Source organism: Leyella lascolaii, from assembly GCF_900079775.1.
Lineage (GTDB): Bacteria > Bacteroidota > Bacteroidia > Bacteroidales > Bacteroidaceae > Prevotella > Prevotella lascolaii.
Window position 1 is genome coordinate 474010 of record NZ_LT556050.1, and the last position, 19966, is coordinate 493975.

Consider the following 19966-nt stretch of genomic DNA (forward strand, 5'->3'; position numbering starts at 1 on the left):
TATTGCCACGTGCCTAAAATCAATATGACCTAACTAAAATATGCTTAGACATTGTCTTCCATTGTACTCTCTATTTTCACGTGCCTAAAAAATGGACACAAATTAATGAAGTAGATACGAATCTTCCATGTATCGACAATCGGAAATAATGAACGAACTATATGAGATGTTCTTGTCTCCATTCTGCCATACTTCAAAACTATATCCGCCCCATTTTACCAATGACTTGGTGCGATTGCTCGCTTTAGGTTTTAGCATAATCTAGTCTCCAAAGCCTTCCTCAGTCTATCAAAGAACTAATACATTGTAAACATAGCGAAATCTTCGCAATTATTCTACCAACTACATCAAAAAGTTATTCATCAGTTATATTTTGGTGAATAATTCCACCATTGAAACACCTGTTTCCTTTGCCATCGAACAATTAAAAACGATTGGCGTATGCAAAAAGAAACAGTAACATTTGATAAGCTGCCCGAAGCGGTAGGTTATCTGACCGAACAAGTCATCGAGTTGAAAAGAATGGTATCGGAACTTCAACCGCCCGCATCAGACAAACACGTGTTGGTTGAAATTGAGGATGCTTGCCGTATTATCAGAAAAGCCAAGCCTACCATTTATACATTGGTACGCAAAGGGCTGCTTCCTGCCTATAAGAAAGGAAAAAAACTCTATTTCTACGAAGACGAACTTCTAGCATGGATTGAGAATGGTCGAAGAAAAACTTCCGAGCAAACATACGAAGAGATGCTTGCCAATATGCAAGGCGGCATCCGTCATAAGCCCAAATCATCCGTGAAACTTTAATAGGTGTGGCTATGGATACATATTCTATTAATCCGGCATCCATCATTGACGAAGCGGTTGATTTAAGTATGCGACTAACGGGTACTGATTTCCCTGTTAGCATATTCCCTACAAGAATCCAACGTATCATCAGCGAGGTACACGAATGCCATAACTACCCAACCGACTACATTGCCGCAGCTATCCTTACGGCACTAGCAGTCGGCATTGGCAACACGCATCTTGTCCAAATCAAGCAAGGCTGGGTGGAAAGCCCTATCCTATATATAGCATTAATTGGACGACCGGGAGCAAACAAAAGCCATCCGCTCAGCTTTGCGATGAAGCCGTTTCTTGATTATGACTACCGACAGAATCAGGAATTTGAAAAGGCACTTGCAAAGTACGATGAGCTGATGAGCATGAGCCGCAAGGAACGTGCGGAAAGCGGTAGTGAGCAATTTCCACAAGAGCCTATCCGCAAACGCTTCTTGGTTTCGGATGTAACGCCCGAAGGATTGAGCCTCATTCATGCTCAAAACAAACGTGGGTTATGCTTGTGGGCTGATGAATTATCCGCTTGGTTCAAGAATTTCAACCGCTATAACAACGGTTCGGAGGAACAGTTTTGGCTCTCAGTATTCAGTGCAAAGACCACCATGTCCGACCGCAAGAACGCCAAGAGTTCCATCTTCATCAAGCGTCCGTACATATCGGTTATTGGGACTATCCAAAATAAAATCTTGAATGAGTTGGCTAAAGGTGAACGTTCCAGCAACGGGTTTATCGACCGCATCCTGTTTGTAATGCCGAATCTGCAACAGAAAGCACGGTGGAATGACAAAGAACTGCCGGAAGATATAGAGCAAGAGTGGAATGCCATCATTGACAAGCTGATACAATCAGAGTGCCACCTCAATGAACATGGAGAGATTGAACCACAAATCCTTTTTTTCTCAGAGGATGCCAAGAAACGGCTTTACGAGTGGCAGCACCATTTTTCTGAGCTGTGCGACCGGGAAACAAACGACACCATCGTAAGTATCTATTGCAAGCTGGAAATATACATCATCCGTTTCTGTCTGATTATCCAATTAGCACGATGGACTTGCGGAGAATGTGATAAGACCTGTATCGACCTGTTGACAGTGGAACGAGCAATCAAACTGACGGAGTATTTCAAAGAGTCTGCATTGAACGTTCAAAATGTCCTCAATGAAAATACGCTCAACAGCCAACAACAGACAATAGTCAATCTGCTTCCTCCATCCTTTACAACCGCCCAAGCTATGCAGATAGCCGAGCAAAACGGGATGAAGGAGCGCACGTTTCAACGCTTTCTCAATGACAACATCGGGACATTGTTTCGCAAAGAGAAACATGGAGAATATTCAAAGACTAACCCGTGACATTTTTGTCGGTATTGACACTTTCCAAACGAAAACGACAATAACGACAAAAGTGACACACTAAAAAAGAAACATACAATGAGTACACATAGATTCATATTAGAACCCTACAAAGGTGTCAGCACTCGACATACTTGTCCGAACTGTCACCGCCAAAGATGCTTTTCCAAATACATTGATACAGAGAAGCAAATCAAGTTCCCAGAATACGTGGGGCGTTGTGATCATGAGCAGAAATGTGGTTATCACTTCACGCCTCGTGATTACTTTGAGCAGAATCCATCTGAGAAAGAAAAGTTTGCAGAGAATAGCTTCGGAAGTTATACACCTATTAAAGAAGTAAAACCGATAGCCATCTCCTACATGGATTTGGATATAGTCAACCAATCATTACGAGGCTATTCTGCGAACAAGTTATTTCAGTTTCTATCGGCCCAATTCGGAGAGACGGAAACATTGAATCTTATGAAGAGATACAAGGTTGGTACATCCAAGTATTGGGATGGTGCAACCGTATTCTGGCAAACGGACAATCGGAGTAAAGTCAGAACTGGTAAGATAATGCTTTACAATTCCAAAACGGGTAAGCGAATAAAAGAACCATACAATCATGTTACGTGGGTGCACTCCGTATTACACAAAGATGATTACAATTTGAAGCAGTGCTTCTTCGGTGAGCATCTGCTTTCCGAAGACAAAAACCGTCCAGTTGCGCTGGTCGAAAGCGAGAAAACGGCAATTATTGCATCTTACTATCTGCCGCAATTCCTATGGATAGCATCAGGTGGAAAGAACGGTTGCTTCAATGTCAACAGCCTATCCGTTTTAGCAGGAAGAAGCGTTGTATTATTCCCTGATTTAGGTGCAACCGACTATTGGCAGAGCAAAATCAGCCTGATGAAAAGCTGCGGAATTGAAGTACAAATGTTCGATTATCTGGAAGCCAACGCTACCGAAGACGAACGCAAAGAGGGCTACGACATAGCTGATTATCTACTCAAAGTGAAGCCTGACGAAGCCATTCTTCAACAAATGATAAGGAAGAATCCTGTCTTGAAAACACTGATAGAGACATTCGATTTAAAGCTCATCAGCGTACAACAAGGCACTCCACAACCGAAGGTTTTACCACCCAAGAAGCGAGGATTCAGACTTTGAACTCAGGGAGAGGAATCGAGACTTTTTTACTGTAGCAAGTTAATGTCGGTGTATTACATTCCCCGACCACTTGCTCCTCAAAAAGTCTGAGGAGGCGGCTCCCGATGGTCACACATTATTCACTAAAAACAGATTCAAATGGAAAAGAAATATACAGTAACACTCCGTCTGTCATATCAGCAATACGCATGGCTTGGTGCGCTTTGCAGACGGAGCAAGCAGACTCAAAGCGAAGTGATCCGTTCGCTCATCGAAAACGGTTCGGTACGTGAACGAATCACGCAAGAGCATATTCACATCATCCGTCAACTGATTGGCGAAAGTACCAATCTTAACCAGTTGGCAAGACAGGCAAACACCTACGGTTTCTTCGCCGTAGCGGACAGATGCAAGGAAATGGCTCAGCACATTAACCTACTTATAAAACGTTTGAAAGATGATAGGTAAACAGACTAAAGGGACATCGTTCGGTGGCTGTGTTAGCTATGTTCTCAAAGAGGAGAAATCCAAATTGCTGGAAGCAGTTGGAGTAGAAGGTACACCCGAACAGATGGCGGAGCAATTTGAGTTACAATCGCTGCTCAATGATAAGGTAAAGAATATTGTCGGACATACTTCGCTCAACTTCTCACCGGAAGATAGCGAACGCTTGAAATATGATGATGAACTGATGTTGCAAATTGCCCACGACTACATGAAACTGATGGGAATCGAAAACACGCAGTACATCATTGCCCGGCACATCGACCGTGAACATCCGCATTGCCACATCGTCTTTAATCGAGTGGACAATGACGGCAAAACGATTAGCGACAAGAATGACTTTCGCAGGAATGAGAAAGTTTGCAAAATGTTGACCGCCAAATATCGCTTGCATTTTGCCAATGGTAAAGACCATATCAAGGAGGAACGATTGCGCCCTTATGACCGAGCAAAGCATGAGATATACAAAGCGTTGAAAGAGGAACTGTCCCAAGTACAAAATTGGGCTGACTTAAAGGATGCACTTGCCGACCGAGACATTGATATGAAATTCAAGGTCAGCCGAACTACACGGGAAATACAGGGTGTAAAATTTGAGTACAACGGTTTTTCTTTCTCCGGCTCTAAGATTAGCCGAGAGTTCAGCTACTTGAATATCGACAACCGACTGGAAGAGAATGCTTGTGCATCCTTGTTTGAATCACCCAAACAGGAATCCAGACATAAGGAAGATAATGTACAACAAAGCGTTTCCCATTCCGATGATGGCTCAAGCATCAGTCTCGGCTTGCTAAACGGCAACTCGTCCTACGATGCCACTGCCGCAGAAGAAGCCGAGTTCAATCGGCTGATGAAAAAGAAAAAGGCTAAGCGCAAGCGAGGCTTTCATTTATAATCCACTTTTTATTAACACTTTAAATCAATTATTTATGGAAGATTTGATTCTAGATTTCAATCTCTACTTGTGTGAGAAGTTCGGCTACAGAAACAGTTGTAGCGTGATGCAAAATGCCAATGGCTTTTGTGTGAACATCAGTGAACGTGATCTAGACTGCTACATCCGCTTCTGGGAGTATAGTTGTGGAAGAGGCAATTTCCCCGACTGGTCTATCATCATTGTGCGCAGTAACTTCAAGAAGAACCAAGAAGAAAGCCTGAAAGATTTGGCTCGCTTCTTCAAGGAGTACATGCCACGCTACGGTTACAAATACCTTTGTACCGAAGGTGATAACTACAAGTATTATCAAACACTCGGTTTAAAGCTCATCTATCGAGGAATCTTTGATCAAAACAATTATGGATTGCCGATTAAAGACTTAAATGTCTGACACATCGTTTAAAATTGAGGAGGGGACTTTTCCTCTCCTTTTCTTATATACCGATAAATCAGAATTTAACGGCAATGGCGAAACAACTTTACGACTATTGGTTTGTGCAATTTGATTTTCCGAATGAAGAAGGGAAGCCTTATAAATCAAGTGGTGGGGAAATGGTTTGGAATAAAAAGTTGAAGCGAGAGATTCCAAAAGGATGGAATATATCTTTAATAAAAGATTTTGCTACCACATATTCAGGAGGTACACCCAAATCAACAAATATAGAATACTACAACAACGGAGAAATAGCTTGGATAAACAGTGGGGAACTGAATAGTCCTATAATCACTAAGACTACCAATTATATTACAAAATGTGGATTAGAAAATTCAAGTGCAAAGTTATATCCAAGCAACAGTATATTGGTCGCAATGTATGGCGCAACAGCAGGTAAAGTTAGCTTGCTAACATTCGAAGCTTGTTCTAATCAAGCCGTTTGTGGCATTATCCCTACAATAGAAAATATGTTATACTATGTGTACTTCCATATATCATCGTTATATAGCCATTTTATTACACTCAGTACGGGTTCCGCAAGGGATAATATTTCTCAAAATACAATCAAGAATATCTTATTGCCCATACCAACAAGAAATATTCTGAAACTATTTGATGAGAAGATTGGAAGTATCTACCAAATGATTGTAAATAACTATCAACAAATAGATTCATTGGCTATGCAGCGTGACGAACTATTGCCGCTTTTGATGAATGGTCAAGTATCGGTAAATTCTGATTTAGCAGTCTCTTATATTACAATNGGGTTCCGCAAGGGATAATATTTCTCAAAATACAATCAAGAATATCTTATTGCCCATACCAACAAGAAATATTCTGAAACTATTTGATGAGAAGATTGGAAGTATCTACCAAATGATTGTAAATAACTATCAACAAATAGATTCATTGGCTATGCAGCGTGACGAACTATTGCCGCTTTTGATGAATGGTCAAGTATCGGTAAATTCTGATTTAGCAGTCTCTTATATTACAATACTTCGTTAAATTTATACCTAATCCGTTGAGAACAAACAAGTTAATTGACAAAGTTTAGCAAAATAAAATAGGTCAAGTGGCTGATTATCATTATCTTTAATGGTATCCTACCACACATTAAAGGTATGAATAAGACAGCACTTGACCAATATGAGGAAATCGTAACCGATGCTTTGAAAAGTTGTTCGGCGAAGTTACGCAAAAGTTTTGAAACAGCATTCATCCAACTCATGATTTTGTATATGGTACTACCAAGAAAGATAAATTTCACACAAATGGGGCGTTACTCAGATAGCTCGGAACAACGCTTCCGACAGTTGTTTGAACGTGGGTTTGACTGGATGCAGTTCAATCTCTTCCTTATGCGGCAGCGGTTTGGTGAAAGCGCCAGGAAAGCCATTGCCATAGACGCAAGCTACATTTCAAAGTCGGGAAAGAAGACTCCCTTATATCGGCAAGTTCTGGTCGGGATGCGCTTCTGCAATGAAACGAGGATTGGAGATTCTCGGCATTGGCATTATCGACATTGATAGTCGGGACTGTATGATGCTACGTGCGGAACAGACACCGGACAAGGCGTATATGGAAAAGCAAGGCGAAGATTACAACCTTGTGGACTGGTATCTTGACGTACTCCGCAAATACAGGGACAAGTTGCTCGGCATAACACGTTATATCGTTGCGGATGCTTGGTTCTCAAAGGCTAAGTTCGTGGGTGAAGCCTGTCTGCTGGGATTTCATGTCATCAGCCGCCTACGTGATGATGCCGCCTTGTGGTATTCACATAACGGTGTCCGCACAGGCAAACGGGGACGACCGCGTATCAAAGGAGAGAAGATTGATTTTGAGAGACTCGACCTTCAGCATTGCGAGATTCTAGACATTGAAGGAGGAAGGGCTTACTCAGTCAAGGCATATTCAAAAGCAATGAAACGCAACATCAAAGTAGTGGTTCATTATCCGGAATCAGGAGGACATAAAATCTATTTCTCCACCGATCTTGACATGCCGGCCAAAGACATCATCGAATACTACCGTACACGATTCCAGATTGAGTTTTGCTTTCGGGATTCAAAGCAGTTTACCGGACTCAATGATTGCCAAGCAAGAGACTTGAAGAAACTCGACTTCGCTTTCAATGCTTCACTGGCCTCGGTAAACATCGCAAAGGTCATGCGGAAACAATACTATCCGTCGCTTTCCATCGGATTGCTAAAGGCCTATCTGAGTAATATTTATATGTTCAAAAGATTTTTTAGCAAGTCCGGTCTGAAACCGAACAGAACTTTTAATACTAAACTTATCCAAGAACTATTTGGCATAGTGGCAGAAGCCGCTTAGCCGATATGTTGAATTTTTAACGGACTGTTAAGACTATAAGTGAAAGTCACAAAATAGGCTGAAAGCTCAGTGGTCTTCCTCGCCCATTTTGTCTCTTTTAACCCAATTCGGTCGTTAGAACGAATAAAAATAGTCAGTCGCTTTACTTTTCTCGTTCTAATGACTGATTGAGGTTTATCCGCTAAAAGCCCTACTTAGGCCACATATCTACTATAAATTCTTTATTCCAGGCATCTTTCTCCGCTAAAACATATTCCGTTTCCCACTTGCCTAACGAATATCCCACTATATGCAATTCGGCTCCTGTCTTACCGGCCAGCTTAAACTTGCCGCTGGTGTTGACCTTGAACTGATAGTCGGAACCCGTTACTACACTTGCAGACAGATCTGTTGAAACAGAAGGACCTACTTTAACGAAAGGACCTCCGCAATAGGCTATATTGACTTCCGTCTTGAAATATACACCCAGGCTTGCAGCCACTTCACCAGAGTAAGTGATGTTGGTTCGATCTACATAGCAGTTAAACGAATGGTTGTATTCTTTATAAAAGACCCAGCCTCTGTCTCTTGCATAGGAAGGACCCAGCTTAAAGGAAGAATCAAAAGTCATGGGCAGAGTTATGCCTATCGTGCCTTTTGCATGTGCATTACAGTCCATAGTTAAAGTGGGTATAACCATGACCGAAATGTGAATGGGACCTGCTATCGGGAATACAACTACAATAGGAGGATAATAGACTAATGGGACTTCACCGCCGCTTGATTTATCCTTCACATCCCATTCAACGAACAGAGGACCATCCAGTTTGTACTCACCTGTGAAGTAGCAATCAAAGTTACGTAATTTGAACCAGGAAATGTTGATGCCGATTTCAAGGTCTAATGCTGTGTGGGTCTGTACATCCTTCAGTCCAATGCGTAAGCCTTTTTCTTCGTATGAATAATTGGTTATTCCATCCTTGTTGAAAATGTGCCATGTAGCTTCTTGGGCCAGCAGCTCTTCGGCTGTTGCATACTTTTTGCCATTGTCTTCTGTACCGCTGAAGATAACCACGCTGGGATGATAAACGCCGTCTTTGGAATAACGGTTCTTCAAGCCTTTCTCGCCGTAGTTAACATACAATTCCGTGCTCAGCTTGAAGTCGCCATGCTCTATCAGGTCTGCCAATGTACCTTGGGTTGTCGTCAGAATAGCATCCTTTCCGTTTGCCGATACATTTGATACCTTCCGAATGAAAGGTGGCGTGTCAATGCTGCGCCATATAGACAACACATCGTTCTTGTTTACCTTTGTCTTTATCTTATCCAGGTATGCCTGGCTCACACGAATCTGTGTTGTGTCAGCATTTAAGATCTCCACATCGTTCGGATTGATAAAATCAAAATAGTTGAGAGCTTGGGCATTTTCTGCAAGCTCAATTTCGCCTTTCTCAATAGGCGGATCGGGAGAAACATTGTTATCGTCATCGTTGTCACAAGATATTACCGTAAGTGATACGAAGAACAAGGCAAGAAAAGCAAACTTGCCTGATTTGAAAAAAGACCAATACTGCTTCATAAATGTGGATTATTTTACGCCTTCCAGGTTTCTTGGAAGAACCTGATAATACATGGAAGCGTGAAACCGGAACACCGCATTTTGAGTGGAGTCACAACAAAACAAGCATAACGCTTCCTCAATTGTTGATATACCTAATTTCCGCAACACTTTTGTACAAGAATAATTTAAAGCACTGAGTAGTAATGTATTACCCAGTGCTTTGTCATGTCAGAAGATTCACTTAACTTCGTGTTGCAATAAAAATCAAACCAATCTTCAGCAGACATGGCTAAAGTACAAATAAAATTCGATTCAATCACACCTTTTGGCGGAATATTTTCAATCATGGAGCAATTTGATGCTCTTTTATCGGACGTAATCGACTCCACATATAGGACTGCGTAGCAGAACCTATGGTTACCAATACAGTGAAATCATCCGTTCTCTCATGTGCGTATTCTTCTGTGGCGGCTCGTGCATTGAAGACATATCCACTCATCTCATGCCCCATCTTTCCCTGCATCCCAAACTTAAAACCTGCAGCGCAGACACGATTCTTCGCGCCATAAAAGAACTGACTACAGACAACATAACGTATTCATCTCCAGACTCAGGTAAATCATATGACTTCAATACAGCTGACACAATGAACGAATTGTTGGTCAAGTCTCTCATTGCTACCGGAGAATTAATATTATATATAAGAACAAAATTATTAGAATTATGAAAGAAAACATCATTCAGGCGATAGTTGCGGAAATGCAGCGTGACTTAGATTGCCGACAAATGGCACGGCTTAAAGCTGTGCTTACATCAGAACTGCATAATGTAGAAATCATTGAAAAGAGCGATTGTGCCACACAGCAAACGCAGGAGAATGAACATCTTCTTAACTCTTTTATATCAGCCAAAAAGATAGAGGGATGTTCAGAAAAGACATTAACTTACTACCGTAATACCATTGAACGGTTGTTAGTCACGCTTTCATTGGCAATTTGTCACATTACGACAACAGATATTCGTACTTATCTATCCGATTATCAAGAAGAACACCAATCGAGCAAAGTGACCATTGACAATATGCGACGAATCTTTTCCAGCTTCTTTGCATGGTTGGAAGATGAAGATTATATCGCCAAAAGCCCGGTAAGACGCATTCACAAGGTTAAGACAGATTCACTTGTAAAAGAGGTGCTTTCTGACGAACAATTGGAGCAACTTCGAGATAGTTGCACGACCAAACGAGATCTTGCTATTATAGACTTTCTTTCATCCACGGGTATTCGTGTGGGTGAGTTGGTCAAACTGAGCCGTGAAGATATTGATTTCCACGAACGGCAGTGCGTGGTGTTCGGAAAAGGTAACAAAGAACGTGTTGTTTACTTCAACGCCCGTACCAAACTACATTTGCAACAATATCTTAATGAGCGAACAGACAGCAATCCAGCCTTATTCGTTTCCCTCAATTCGCCACACTCACGACTGACTATTAGCGGTGTGGAAGTTAGAATCAGAAAAATGGGGCAAGCACTTTCTATGCCAAAAGTTCATCCTCACAAGTTCCGTCGTACCCTTGCAACAATGGCTATCGACAAAGGTATGCCCATCGAACAGGTGCAGCGACTACTTGGTCATGTACGCATTGACACAACACTGCACTATGCCATTGTGAATCAAAACAATGTAAAGTTGGCGCATAAGAAATATTTGGGATAACTGAACCACAAGAATCTGCCTAAAATTATGTAACTTTGCATCCAAAACAGGATGTATATGACTAAGTTATCATCAATCGCAGATTATGTAACCGACAAAATCAGTAGCAACGATATTGCCTTACGCGAATATGTTACTACAGACTGCATATTACAAAACAAAAAAGGACGGGAAATTGCAACCAATCTTCCGCCACAGTCTTGTTGTCTCACTCGCTATCAACATGGCGATGTATTAATAGCAAATATCAGACCATATCTCAAAAAGGTTTGGTTTGCAGATATAGACGGTGGAGCCTCTTCTGACGTGTTGGTTTTTAGAGCTAAAGAGGGACATTCGCCAAGTTTTCTTTATGCCGTACTACTTCAAGATTCTTTTTTTGACTATGTAATGCAAGGAGCCAAAGGAAGTAAAATGCCTCGTGGAGATAAAGAGCAAATTCTAAGATATGAAATGCCAACACTTTCTTGTTCGGAGGAAAGCATTGGCACATTTTTCTTGAATCTTGACCAAAAAATCAGACTCAATGAGCAGATAAATCAGAATTTAGAAGCAATGGCAAAGCAGCTTTACGATTACTGGTTTGTGCAATTTGACTTTCCAGATGAGAATGGAAGACCATATAAGTCAAGTGGCGGTGAAATGGTTTGGAATGAGAAGTTGAAACGTAAGATTCCTGCATCTTGGGAAAACAAAAATATAGAGGATATTGCTGATGTTTACAATGGTGCAACCCCTTCTACTATTAATGAACAAAATTATGGAGGAGATATTGTTTGGATTACTCCGAAAGATTTATCTGACCAGAAGCAAAAGTTTGTATATCAAGGAGAACGCAATATTTCGCAAGCAGGATATAATTCTTGCAGTACTCATTTATTGCCTCCAAATACAATATTGATGTCAAGCCGTGCGCCAATAGGTCTGTTATCTATTGCTAAGACTGAGTTGTGTACCAATCAAGGATTTAAGAGCTTTGTTCCCAAAGCGGAAAACATATCAACTTACCTGTATTATTATCTAAACATTCACATCAAGCAGATAGAACAACTAGGCACTGGAACAACATTCAAAGAGGTGTCTCGTGAAGACGTGCTGAAATTTCCAATTCTAAAGCCAAGTGATGCAATCTTGGATTTATGGGAAAAGCAAGTGTCAGCTCTTAATAACAAACAGTTTGTAATTCAAAAAGAAAACGAATTCCTTACTAAGCAACGAGACGAACTTCTCCCACTTTTGATGAACGGTCAAGTATCGGTAAATTCTGATTTATCGAACGGTTTATAGCCGTTTTCCCATCGATAGTACGAATAGTTTTGGCCAGTTTCTTTTGCTCAGCAATAGAAATTGGCTTTATTTCAATGGCTTGGTATGCCTGCTCTAGTTGTAGGTTCTTAATTCCTGAAGTTTTGCCCTCAAAATTGAAGAAAGCTCCCATGTTATAAAAGTGCTGAATGTAGAGATAAATGTATTCCGCATCCCACTCTTTTTTNTAAATTCTGATTTATCGAACGGTTTATAGCCGTTTTCCCATCGATAGTACGAATAGTTTTGGCCAGTTTCTTTTGCTCAGCAATAGAAATTGGCTTTATTTCAATGGCTTGGTATGCCTGCTCTAGTTGTAGGTTCTTAATTCCTGAAGTTTTGCCCTCAAAATTGAAGAAAGCTCCCATGTTATAAAAGTGCTGAATGTAGAGATAAATGTATTCCGCATCCCACTCTTTTTTCACACGGAATGCTGCGCAAAAGTTTGAACAATCAACCGATTGCAACTTTTCTATAAGGTTAGGCGTTATAAGGCAAACTCTTCCTGTCGATTGTGTGGGGCTGCCTCCTGATTTTTCTACAATTATATCACCTACTTGTAGCAGCTTATTTTCATAACTACGTTTTGAAATATACCTTTTGGGTATATGATTATAATCTTGGTTTTTGATGGGCTCAATATCTGCACCACGTACACAGAAGACTTCGCAAGGAGTGTCTTCCGTATGTGATTCATTGCCCCAATCACCTGATATAAAAGTCTCTATGGTTTCTATTAGTTTCATTATTAAGAAATCAGATAGCGTTAATACTTATTGAAAGGATGACAGATATGAGCGCAACTATCAATGCCCACTTTGCAATTAAACGAGAGTATTTTGCTTCATACAATGATGCAAGAATACTATGGTATCTTTGCTCTTGACAAGCTTTATAGCCTTCTGGTGTGAGAGACATTTGCTGTGAGTTTTCATCAAAATTGATGAGACCCAACCATAACATTTCATGGACCCAAAGTTCAGTTTGTGCATGAATAGAGTCAATATAGTCAAATGTGCATTGTTTGTCAAGATACGTATGGATGTCCTTATATGATACATAGTCCTTACCAATATAAAATTGATTGGCAAGTAAATAATCCAAGATTTTACAGAATAGCCAATATTTCACTCGGCAATCTTTTGATATTTTGGTTTCACTTTTAAGAAATTCTTTAATTTCAGTCATTATATCTAATCGTATATATTTACTTTTGTAGTTTTATTACCAGTTTCTTTTTTCTTCAAAATTAGCTATTTTCTTTGACTCCCAATGCTCGTTGAGAATTTCGTAGAAGCGGTCATATATCTTTCTTTTAATAGACTCAGAGTCAAATTCGTTATCATAATAGCATTGGCTATAATCCACAAAGAACCGCTCTTGCGGCAATAGTTTCTCGTACTCATTGTCCAATACCCCCTCTATGGCGTCCTCTAAGCAGGGTGATATTTCATCGTAACACTTGCTTTGGTACTCTATTGAGAGAATATTAAAAAAGTTAAACGAAGAAGGATAATCATCTGTACCTATGTGAATGTTCCAGGAGTTTATTTTACGAATGGCTCGCTTACAAAGACTGTTTATGATGCCTTTTGCAAAATACTCGCATTGATCCTGTACTTCTTGGATAAGTTTTTCGTCTTCTGTCATACTATATCTATATTATTCACCCAACATTCCCCTAACTTCTTTATCGAAGTCAGAATCAATCCGTTGGGTTTTATTAAAAATATCGTATTCGCTTTCTGCCTTTGTCTTGGCTTGTGCCGCAGAGATTCGCCCTTTGTCGGGCAATATCTGATATTTGCGGAAAGTCAGAAACTCATTGACACTGGCTGCAAATTGCTCCATATTGAACGTGTTTTCACGCTCTATAAGGTCTTCTATATAGTCGAAATATCCTGTTACTACACGTTCCAACCGACGGATTTCATTTTCCTGCAAATAGTTCTTGGCTATTGACACATCCGATTTCAAGATACGCCCATCGGGAGCATTCTTCCATGTAGTCAGCCCCATGTGTTCTTGGGTATGGTCAGCCTTAGTGTAGATGATTTCTGCTGCTGTTTGCCCGGTAATGGCATAGTGAAAACGGTTCTGTATCATGGCATAGAAATCGTGTGTGGTAGGCGAGTTCTTGTCATAGTCAATACTGCACTCTGCATATATATCGGTAATCTGTTGCCAAATACGCCGTTCACTGGCACGGATGGAACGTACCCTTTCCAACAATTCACGGAAATAGTCTTTTCCGAATACTGCCGTTCCCTGTTTTAAGCGTTCATCGTCAAGCACAAAGCCTTTCTTGATATACTCATTCAGAATCTTGGTAGCCCACTGACGGAACTTGGTAGCTTTTGGAGAAGATACACGATAGCCAACAGCAATAATCATATCAAGATTATAGAAATCAACCAACTCTTCAACCTCGCCTCTTATGCCTCGATTTACGACGGTTGCAATTTTTGCAACCGTCGTGTCTTGCTGTAATTCTTCCTCTCTAAATATATTGGCTATGTGGCGGCTAATACCTGATTTATCAATACCGAAAAGCTCTGCCATAGCCTTTTGCGTACACCAAATGGTTTCGTCTTTTATAACCACCTGTACTCTTCCCTCTTTATCGGGAAGATTGTATAACAAAAACTGTATTTCGTTACTCATTGTTTCCTACATTTTCGTTGAACTGCAAAGCATCCAACTGCTTCATAATTTCCTCTTCCAACCGATGGCTTTCTTTAAATTGCTCGGAGAGTATTTGTTTATAATTTGCCATACGGTTGTTAAACTCTTCTTCCGTTATATCTACATAATCTATCTTGATGTCGAAATATTGTCCAGCAGAAAGAGAATAGCCCTTTTCCTTTATCTCATCGTAAGAAACAGCTACGGAAAAATCCTCTACAACTTCTTTGTTGCGGAACGTATTGACTATTAAATCTATCTCATTATCAAGCAAACGTCGTTTCTGGTTATTGCCTTCTTTATATTCTTCACCTAATTTGCTTGCATCAATCAAAATTACTTTATCTGCTGTTGCCGACTTATCAAAGAATATAACGGACACATTCGTTCCGGTAGTAGCAAATACATTAGTAGGCATTGATATACATCCACATACTATATGTTCATCTACAATTTTTTGAAGAATATTATAGGCAACAACATTGTTACGTTTTTTTGATGTAATAAAACCAGTTGGGACTACGACAGCTGACTTCCCTGTATCCTTTAAAGAGTTTATTACATGCTGTAAGAAACACAAATATATTCCCATCTGAGGCTTTTCGGGATTGATTTTTTTAACCTTATTCGGAACTCCAGCCCAAAACCGAATCGTATCAGCAGCTAATGTATCACGATACTCTGGAAAATCAAGTTTAAATGGAGGATTTGAAACGATAAAATCAAATTTCTTCAATGCGCCACTTAATTCTGTATGTGATGGTTCTGTCAATGTATTGCCCTGTACAACATTTGGCAGAGAAGCAGACAAACTATTCAGAATAAGGTTTAGACGCAACATTTCACTCGACTTTTCTGATATATCCTGACTATAAATCGAGCATCTATCTTCTCCTATCTGATGAGCAAGAGCCATAAGCAATGTACCTGTTCCAGCCGATGGGTCGTAACAAGTCACGCCTCGTAAATCTGCATTGTCCCCGACCAATAATCTCGCCATAACTTGGGCTATGGCACGTGGAGTATAATATTCGGCATATTTACCACCTCCGGCATTATTAAATCCCTTCAGCAAATGCTCGAATATTCTTGAAAAGAAGTCATACTTCTCAATAAATACATGTTCAAAATTGAATGAAGCAACATTACGCATCAGCGATTTTGCAAATTCATCACGCTTTTGTTGGTCAGTTACAAATGTTGTTATGGCACTGAAGATATTTACCTTACTTTTTCCGGAAGTTGTTACAGAAAAGGTATCTGCATTGATATTGGCTATATCTATTAATGTAGCATCCAACAATGTAGAGAAATCTCCCTTTCCTGTGAAATTATATAGATGAGAGAGTGTATGTTCAGGTTTAAGTCTCGGCACAGAAGCAGGCAAATAACTGAAAAGGTCTTCTACCTCTTCCTCTGTAAATGTATCATATTCGGCATCCCACTTTTCTGCTTTGCTTAGCCGTTCTCCGTACATTTTATCTCGCTTGGCTTCATAGCCGAACTTATCATTAAAGAACTTGTACAGAAACATTTCTGTGACAATTTTATATTCGCTTCCTGTTCCTGCCAAACCAAATGCACCTGTTGTACTTTTCAAAGAATCAATCAGGGCAATCGTTGATTCTGTTATATTTATATCGCTCATAATCAATATGCAAAATTACGTTGTTGGAAATATTCTGTTGTGATAAGATTGTTGATATATTTACGGTCTGTCAAATTTGCCTTAATTCCAAGGTCTATTAATTTACGACCAATAATAGCCAATACATCACGCTTAAAGGCATCTTCATTATCCAAAACATTGATATTCAAGAATAACATATTGTCTATTTGAGACTTCATCTGTGACAGATTCTCGGCTATTTCATATTCGTGTGCAGATATAATAGGCTGTTCACGTTTTTGATTTTCCTCCTCAATCCGCTTGTGAATACGAACAAAACGCTCATCACCCTTATATTTTTTCTTCAAGATATTATTCCGTCTGTTTATTTCCCGAATCTTTTTCATTACATTATCCATGTAATCAATGCTGTCTTTTGCATCTTGAGTATTTTGCGGAACAAAACCTTTTTTACGGAAATATGCTCGGAACTCATCTGCAAGGATGACATATTTTTCTTCATTCCTATCAAAATTGGCATCAAATTCAGTTTGTACCTTTTCGCAACGCTCACGAATATCATTGACAACAATTCTCAGTTCCTCAGATATTCCCTTTTTGAACTCAAATTCCAATTCTGACAGAGCGACATTGATTATTCCGGCAACATCTGCTTTATGCTCTGTACTTTCAAACAGATTCATCCTCTCTATGCGATGCGTAACCTCTGTAACCAAAGTAGGAATACCACCAAAAGCCAAAGACTCTATTTTTTCTTTCAATTCATCATCACCAAAGGCTCTGACTTGATTCAAAATAGCTTTAGCATCATTCAATACTGACCGTAGTTCATAGAGCCTGTCTTTATCCTCAATTTCATCAATTTCCTGTCTGAACTCTTCCGGATTATCGCAAGTGAAATTAAAGAGAATACTCTTGATTTCTTTCATTTTCGCTATTATCTCTTCCTTATCTTCGATAATAGCATTACCAACAGGCTCGTCCTGTTGGATCTCCTTAATATCCGCTGTACGGTTTAATTCTCTCAGATAGCGGTCATTTGTAGAATCAAAGTTTTCCTTTATATCTACAAAGTCAACCACATAGCCATATTTAAAATCTTTATACGGACGATTTACACGCGTAAGAGCCTGTAACAAATCATGACCGTCAAGACTACGTCCCAAATATAGTTTCTTCAACCTGGGAGCATCAAATCCGGTAAGCAACATTTGATTGACAATCAGTACATCTACTGTCTGCTGCTTCTTATATTCTTCAATATATGCCTTTCTTTCTAATTTGTCTCCTTCATCATGCAATATCAGAGAGGCACGTAATGGTTTGGCATGACCATACGCAACCATTGGCTCTGCTACCATTCCCAACTGTTCTTCCCATTTATCTTCAATGCGCTGCGCAAATCTAAAACGCTGCTGCCATAAACGAAACATTTCACGAGCCTGTGGATTTGTTTTGCACACGATCATTGCCCCGATAGAATCATCAGCTTGTTCTTTTCTGAATCTTCGCAAATCAGAAATGATATAATCAAGCAAAGCATTCAGGTAACTTTCATGCTCAATTATTTTATTTTTGTCTATATCACTTTTCTTGACCTCTACGTTTCCAGCCAATTTATCAAGAATGCTCTCAATACGCTCTTTATAAATGGTTTCTATCGGTTCACGCATCAGTTTTAGCGTATAACCATCCGCTATCGACTTATCATAATAGTAGGTGTCAATGTAATCACCAAAGACACGCCAAGATTCTTTTTCTTCTCGCAACAAAGGAGTTCCTGTCAATGCGATTTTTACAGCATCCTTATCAGCTTCCAGAAGATTTGCAAGAAAACTACCCTGTGGACTATATCCTCTGTGTGCTTCGTCTATAAAGAATACACGCTGAAGATTAGTATTATAGCCTGACTCTATCTGTATTTTAGTGGAATCCTCCTTAAATTTCTGTATGTTTACAACCATTATTTCCGCTTTACCCTCACTGTTCACTACAGGGGTGGTATCGCGGATATCTTTCATTAAATCATCCCGACTATTGACATTCCTTACGACTAAGCCACGTGCAACAAACTCATCACTCGCCTGCTCCATCAGCGCAATACGGTCCACTATAAAGTAGAATTTAACAGCCGTCTCGCGTTTTGCATAATAATCGGTCAAACTACGAACTGAATAATACGCCAATGCTGTCTTGCCACTGCCTTGTGTATGCCATATTATTCCACTCTTGACACCTTTAGATAGTTTTTTGCGAATAGCCAATGATGCAAACAATTGCTGATAGCGCATCACATGTTTTTCAAGAGTTGTGATTTTACTGCCATCTTCCAGCTCTATAGTTCGATTAACATACGCAAAGCCATATCTTAACAGAAACAAAAACCTCTCCCGGCAAAGCATTGATGTCAAAACACGATTCGTTGGAGTATCTACCTTCTTATTGGTTTCATAATCGGGCAAGTTTTTAATAACGATACAGTTCCTATGTTTGAGAACCTGTTTTTCTGAATCTTCCGTCAACGCTAAATATGGATATTTCGACACGAAAGTAGCATCAGCCTCTCTAAACACATTAAAGAAAGCTCTCTCTTTTGCTGCACAACAATAAAATGCACCTTGTATCGGAACTCTGTTTTCATTATCGTATTCCTGATTATTGGAAAAAATCATCAATTGGGTAAGATTGATAAAGCGACGAAAACTCTTGCTCCGCATCCGTTTATTAATCCTATCCCGCTCTGCTAAAATTCCATCGTGATTATTAGGCTTCTTGACTTCGATAAAAGCTAAAGGCAAGCCGTTTATAAAGCACGTAATATCCGGACGGAAGCTATCACCGGATTCGACATTTTCGCATGTAAACTCTGTCGTAACGTGCCATTCATTATTATTCGCATCAGCGAAATCTATCAACTTCACACCACTGTTGGAAGAAAGCATAGTATAGAATTCCTTGCCCAAATCATCATTATTCAAGATTCCGACAATTTTATCCAGTAACTGGCTGCATTCCAAGTCCGTCAAAGCAGGATTCAGACGTTTTACTGAACGGATAAAAATATCCGTCAAAATATTCGTTTGGGGATTGTATGATGTTAAATCATCCAAATATGTATAACCGAGCTTGCAAAGATGCAATGCAGCCGGGACTTGTACTCTTGTATTCTCCGTAAAGTTTTTCATTGCATTTTACCTTTCCTCTTTATCTGTTATCAAATCCTTTAAATCCACCTGTAAAATCTCAGCAATCCGCTGAAGTGTTTCCAAATTCGGCTGAATTCTATTGCACGCATAAGCATTGACCATGCTAAAACTTTTATCAAGTTGCTTGGCTAACCATGTCTGGGAGATGCCTTTATCCGACAAAACAGTCTTTATTTTATTTAGCTTCATTGTTTAATGCGATTTTATAGTGCAAATATAGCGAATTATATTCGATAATGGTGTATATTTGCATTAAGAAAAGGCTATACTTAAATAAGTTATACCTCAAAACAGTTGAAATTAGACATATTTATGCAAAATCTTCGATTACGAAT

Annotated in this window: 18 protein-coding genes and 2 pseudogenes; 12 read left to right on the top strand and 8 right to left on the bottom strand. The window is 39.7% G+C overall.

The window, feature by feature from the left end:
- Positions 1-441 precede the first annotated feature (441 nt).
- The 9 genes and pseudogenes from BN4609_RS14400 to BN4609_RS14435 all read left to right on the top strand — a co-directional run bounded on the left by BN4609_RS14400 (position 442) and on the right by BN4609_RS14435 (position 7549).
- Positions 442-807, top strand: coding sequence for a helix-turn-helix domain-containing protein (locus tag BN4609_RS14400; protein ID WP_005859036.1), 366 nt, complete (start codon positions 442-444; stop codon positions 805-807).
- Positions 808-818: 11 nt separating this feature from the next.
- Positions 819-2195 (top strand): DUF3987 domain-containing protein, encoded by a 1377-nt coding sequence (locus BN4609_RS14405; RefSeq protein ID WP_005859037.1) that lies wholly within the window; start codon positions 819-821, stop codon positions 2193-2195.
- A 78-nt stretch (positions 2196-2273) separates the two neighbouring features.
- Complete coding sequence (locus BN4609_RS14410) at positions 2274-3353, top strand: DUF6371 domain-containing protein (protein WP_005859039.1); 1080 nt, start codon at positions 2274-2276, stop codon at positions 3351-3353.
- A gap of 138 nt (positions 3354-3491) precedes the next feature.
- Positions 3492-3800: a MobC family plasmid mobilization relaxosome protein gene (locus BN4609_RS14415; RefSeq protein WP_004316509.1), complete on the top strand. Its 309-nt coding sequence runs from the start codon at positions 3492-3494 to the stop codon at positions 3798-3800.
- A complete protein-coding gene (locus BN4609_RS14420) occupies positions 3790-4731 on the top strand; it encodes a relaxase/mobilization nuclease domain-containing protein (protein ID WP_005859041.1) in 942 nt (313 codons plus the stop codon). Before BN4609_RS14415 ends, BN4609_RS14420 begins: the two co-directional genes overlap by 11 nt.
- Before the next feature lie 34 nt (positions 4732-4765).
- On the top strand, positions 4766-5164 hold the full coding sequence (locus tag BN4609_RS14425; protein WP_005859043.1) for a hypothetical protein: 399 nt from the start codon (positions 4766-4768) through the stop codon (positions 5162-5164).
- Between the two features lie 53 nt (positions 5165-5217).
- A pseudogene (locus BN4609_RS14430) lies at positions 5218-5991 on the top strand (restriction endonuclease subunit S); the annotation flags it as partial.
- A 342-nt stretch (positions 5992-6333) separates the two neighbouring features.
- Positions 6334-6738, top strand: a complete 405-nt coding sequence (locus tag BN4609_RS17030; RefSeq protein ID WP_005859047.1) for a hypothetical protein — start codon at positions 6334-6336, stop codon at positions 6736-6738.
- Entirely contained in the window at positions 6692-7549 is an 858-nt protein-coding gene (locus BN4609_RS14435; RefSeq protein ID WP_227154503.1) for a transposase, read from the top strand. The genes BN4609_RS17030 and BN4609_RS14435 overlap by 47 nt, the downstream gene beginning before the upstream one ends.
- 190 nt (positions 7550-7739) lie before the next feature.
- Here the strand turns inward: BN4609_RS14435 and BN4609_RS14440 are convergent, their stop codons facing one another.
- Positions 7740-9107, bottom strand: a complete 1368-nt coding sequence (locus BN4609_RS14440) for a hypothetical protein (RefSeq protein WP_005640468.1) — start codon at positions 9105-9107, stop codon at positions 7740-7742.
- 267 nt (positions 9108-9374) lie between these two features.
- Here BN4609_RS14440 and BN4609_RS16280 point away from each other — a divergent pair.
- From BN4609_RS16280 to BN4609_RS17035, 3 genes and pseudogenes are all read left to right on the top strand, one after another.
- Positions 9375-9780 (top strand): annotated as a pseudogene (locus BN4609_RS16280) (IS1380 family transposase); the annotation flags it as partial.
- Positions 9781-9812: 32 nt separating this feature from the next.
- Positions 9813-10805 (top strand): site-specific tyrosine recombinase/integron integrase, encoded by a 993-nt coding sequence (gene xerA, locus BN4609_RS14445; RefSeq protein WP_005859054.1) that lies wholly within the window; start codon positions 9813-9815, stop codon positions 10803-10805.
- 57 nt (positions 10806-10862) lie between these two features.
- The gene (locus BN4609_RS17035; protein WP_008779799.1) at positions 10863-12092 is read left to right on the top strand and encodes a restriction endonuclease subunit S; all 1230 of its coding nucleotides are present in this window, start codon (positions 10863-10865) and stop codon (positions 12090-12092) included.
- Positions 12093-12244: 152 nt separating this feature from the next.
- Here the strand turns inward: BN4609_RS17035 and BN4609_RS14455 are convergent, their stop codons facing one another.
- Genes BN4609_RS14455 through BN4609_RS14485 form a run of 7 tightly spaced genes read right to left on the bottom strand, consistent with a single transcriptional unit; the run spans position 12245 to position 19820 of the window.
- Positions 12245-12856 (bottom strand): restriction endonuclease subunit S, encoded by a 612-nt coding sequence (locus BN4609_RS14455; protein WP_068857245.1) that lies wholly within the window; start codon positions 12854-12856, stop codon positions 12245-12247.
- A gap of 10 nt (positions 12857-12866) precedes the next feature.
- Positions 12867-13298 (bottom strand): hypothetical protein, encoded by a 432-nt coding sequence (locus BN4609_RS14460; RefSeq protein WP_005859071.1) that lies wholly within the window; start codon positions 13296-13298, stop codon positions 12867-12869.
- Between the two features lie 36 nt (positions 13299-13334).
- Entirely contained in the window at positions 13335-13760 is a 426-nt protein-coding gene (locus BN4609_RS14465) for a hypothetical protein (protein ID WP_005859074.1), read from the bottom strand.
- A gap of 12 nt (positions 13761-13772) precedes the next feature.
- Positions 13773-14774, bottom strand: coding sequence for a virulence RhuM family protein (locus BN4609_RS14470; RefSeq protein WP_005859076.1), 1002 nt, complete (start codon positions 14772-14774; stop codon positions 13773-13775).
- Positions 14767-16443, bottom strand: coding sequence for an HsdM family class I SAM-dependent methyltransferase (locus tag BN4609_RS14475; protein ID WP_005859077.1), 1677 nt, complete (start codon positions 16441-16443; stop codon positions 14767-14769). The genes BN4609_RS14470 and BN4609_RS14475 overlap by 8 nt, the downstream gene beginning before the upstream one ends.
- 2 nt (positions 16444-16445) lie before the next feature.
- Positions 16446-19610 (bottom strand): type I restriction endonuclease, encoded by a 3165-nt coding sequence (locus tag BN4609_RS14480; protein WP_005859079.1) that lies wholly within the window; start codon positions 19608-19610, stop codon positions 16446-16448.
- A gap of 6 nt (positions 19611-19616) precedes the next feature.
- Positions 19617-19820: a helix-turn-helix domain-containing protein gene (locus BN4609_RS14485; RefSeq protein WP_005859081.1), complete on the bottom strand. Its 204-nt coding sequence runs from the start codon at positions 19818-19820 to the stop codon at positions 19617-19619.
- Positions 19821-19966: the final 146 nt, after the last annotated feature.

Bases quoted from the DNA above. Each gene is read 5' to 3' on its own strand.
- BN4609_RS14400 (WP_005859036.1), top strand. From the start codon at position 442: ATGCAAAAAGAAACAGTAACATTTGATAAGCTGCCCGAAGCGGTAGGT.
- BN4609_RS14405 (WP_005859037.1), top strand. From the start codon at position 819: ATGGATACATATTCTATTAATCCGGCATCCATCATTGACGAAGCGGTT.
- BN4609_RS14410 (WP_005859039.1), top strand. From the start codon at position 2,274: ATGAGTACACATAGATTCATATTAGAACCCTACAAAGGTGTCAGCACT.
- BN4609_RS14415 (WP_004316509.1), top strand. From the start codon at position 3,492: ATGGAAAAGAAATATACAGTAACACTCCGTCTGTCATATCAGCAATAC.
- BN4609_RS14420 (WP_005859041.1), top strand. From the start codon at position 3,790: ATGATAGGTAAACAGACTAAAGGGACATCGTTCGGTGGCTGTGTTAGC.
- BN4609_RS14425 (WP_005859043.1), top strand. From the start codon at position 4,766: ATGGAAGATTTGATTCTAGATTTCAATCTCTACTTGTGTGAGAAGTTC.
- BN4609_RS17030 (WP_005859047.1), top strand. From the start codon at position 6,334: ATGAATAAGACAGCACTTGACCAATATGAGGAAATCGTAACCGATGCT.
- BN4609_RS14435 (WP_227154503.1), top strand. From the start codon at position 6,692: ATGAAACGAGGATTGGAGATTCTCGGCATTGGCATTATCGACATTGAT.
- BN4609_RS14440 (WP_005640468.1), bottom strand. From the start codon at position 9,107: ATGAAGCAGTATTGGTCTTTTTTCAAATCAGGCAAGTTTGCTTTTCTT.
- xerA (WP_005859054.1), top strand. From the start codon at position 9,813: ATGAAAGAAAACATCATTCAGGCGATAGTTGCGGAAATGCAGCGTGAC.
- BN4609_RS17035 (WP_008779799.1), top strand. From the start codon at position 10,863: ATGACTAAGTTATCATCAATCGCAGATTATGTAACCGACAAAATCAGT.
- BN4609_RS14460 (WP_005859071.1), bottom strand. From the start codon at position 13,298: ATGACTGAAATTAAAGAATTTCTTAAAAGTGAAACCAAAATATCAAAA.
- BN4609_RS14465 (WP_005859074.1), bottom strand. From the start codon at position 13,760: ATGACAGAAGACGAAAAACTTATCCAAGAAGTACAGGATCAATGCGAG.
- BN4609_RS14470 (WP_005859076.1), bottom strand. From the start codon at position 14,774: ATGAGTAACGAAATACAGTTTTTGTTATACAATCTTCCCGATAAAGAG.
- BN4609_RS14475 (WP_005859077.1), bottom strand. From the start codon at position 16,443: ATGAGCGATATAAATATAACAGAATCAACGATTGCCCTGATTGATTCT.
- BN4609_RS14480 (WP_005859079.1), bottom strand. From the start codon at position 19,610: ATGAAAAACTTTACGGAGAATACAAGAGTACAAGTCCCGGCTGCATTG.
- BN4609_RS14485 (WP_005859081.1), bottom strand. From the start codon at position 19,820: ATGAAGCTAAATAAAATAAAGACTGTTTTGTCGGATAAAGGCATCTCC.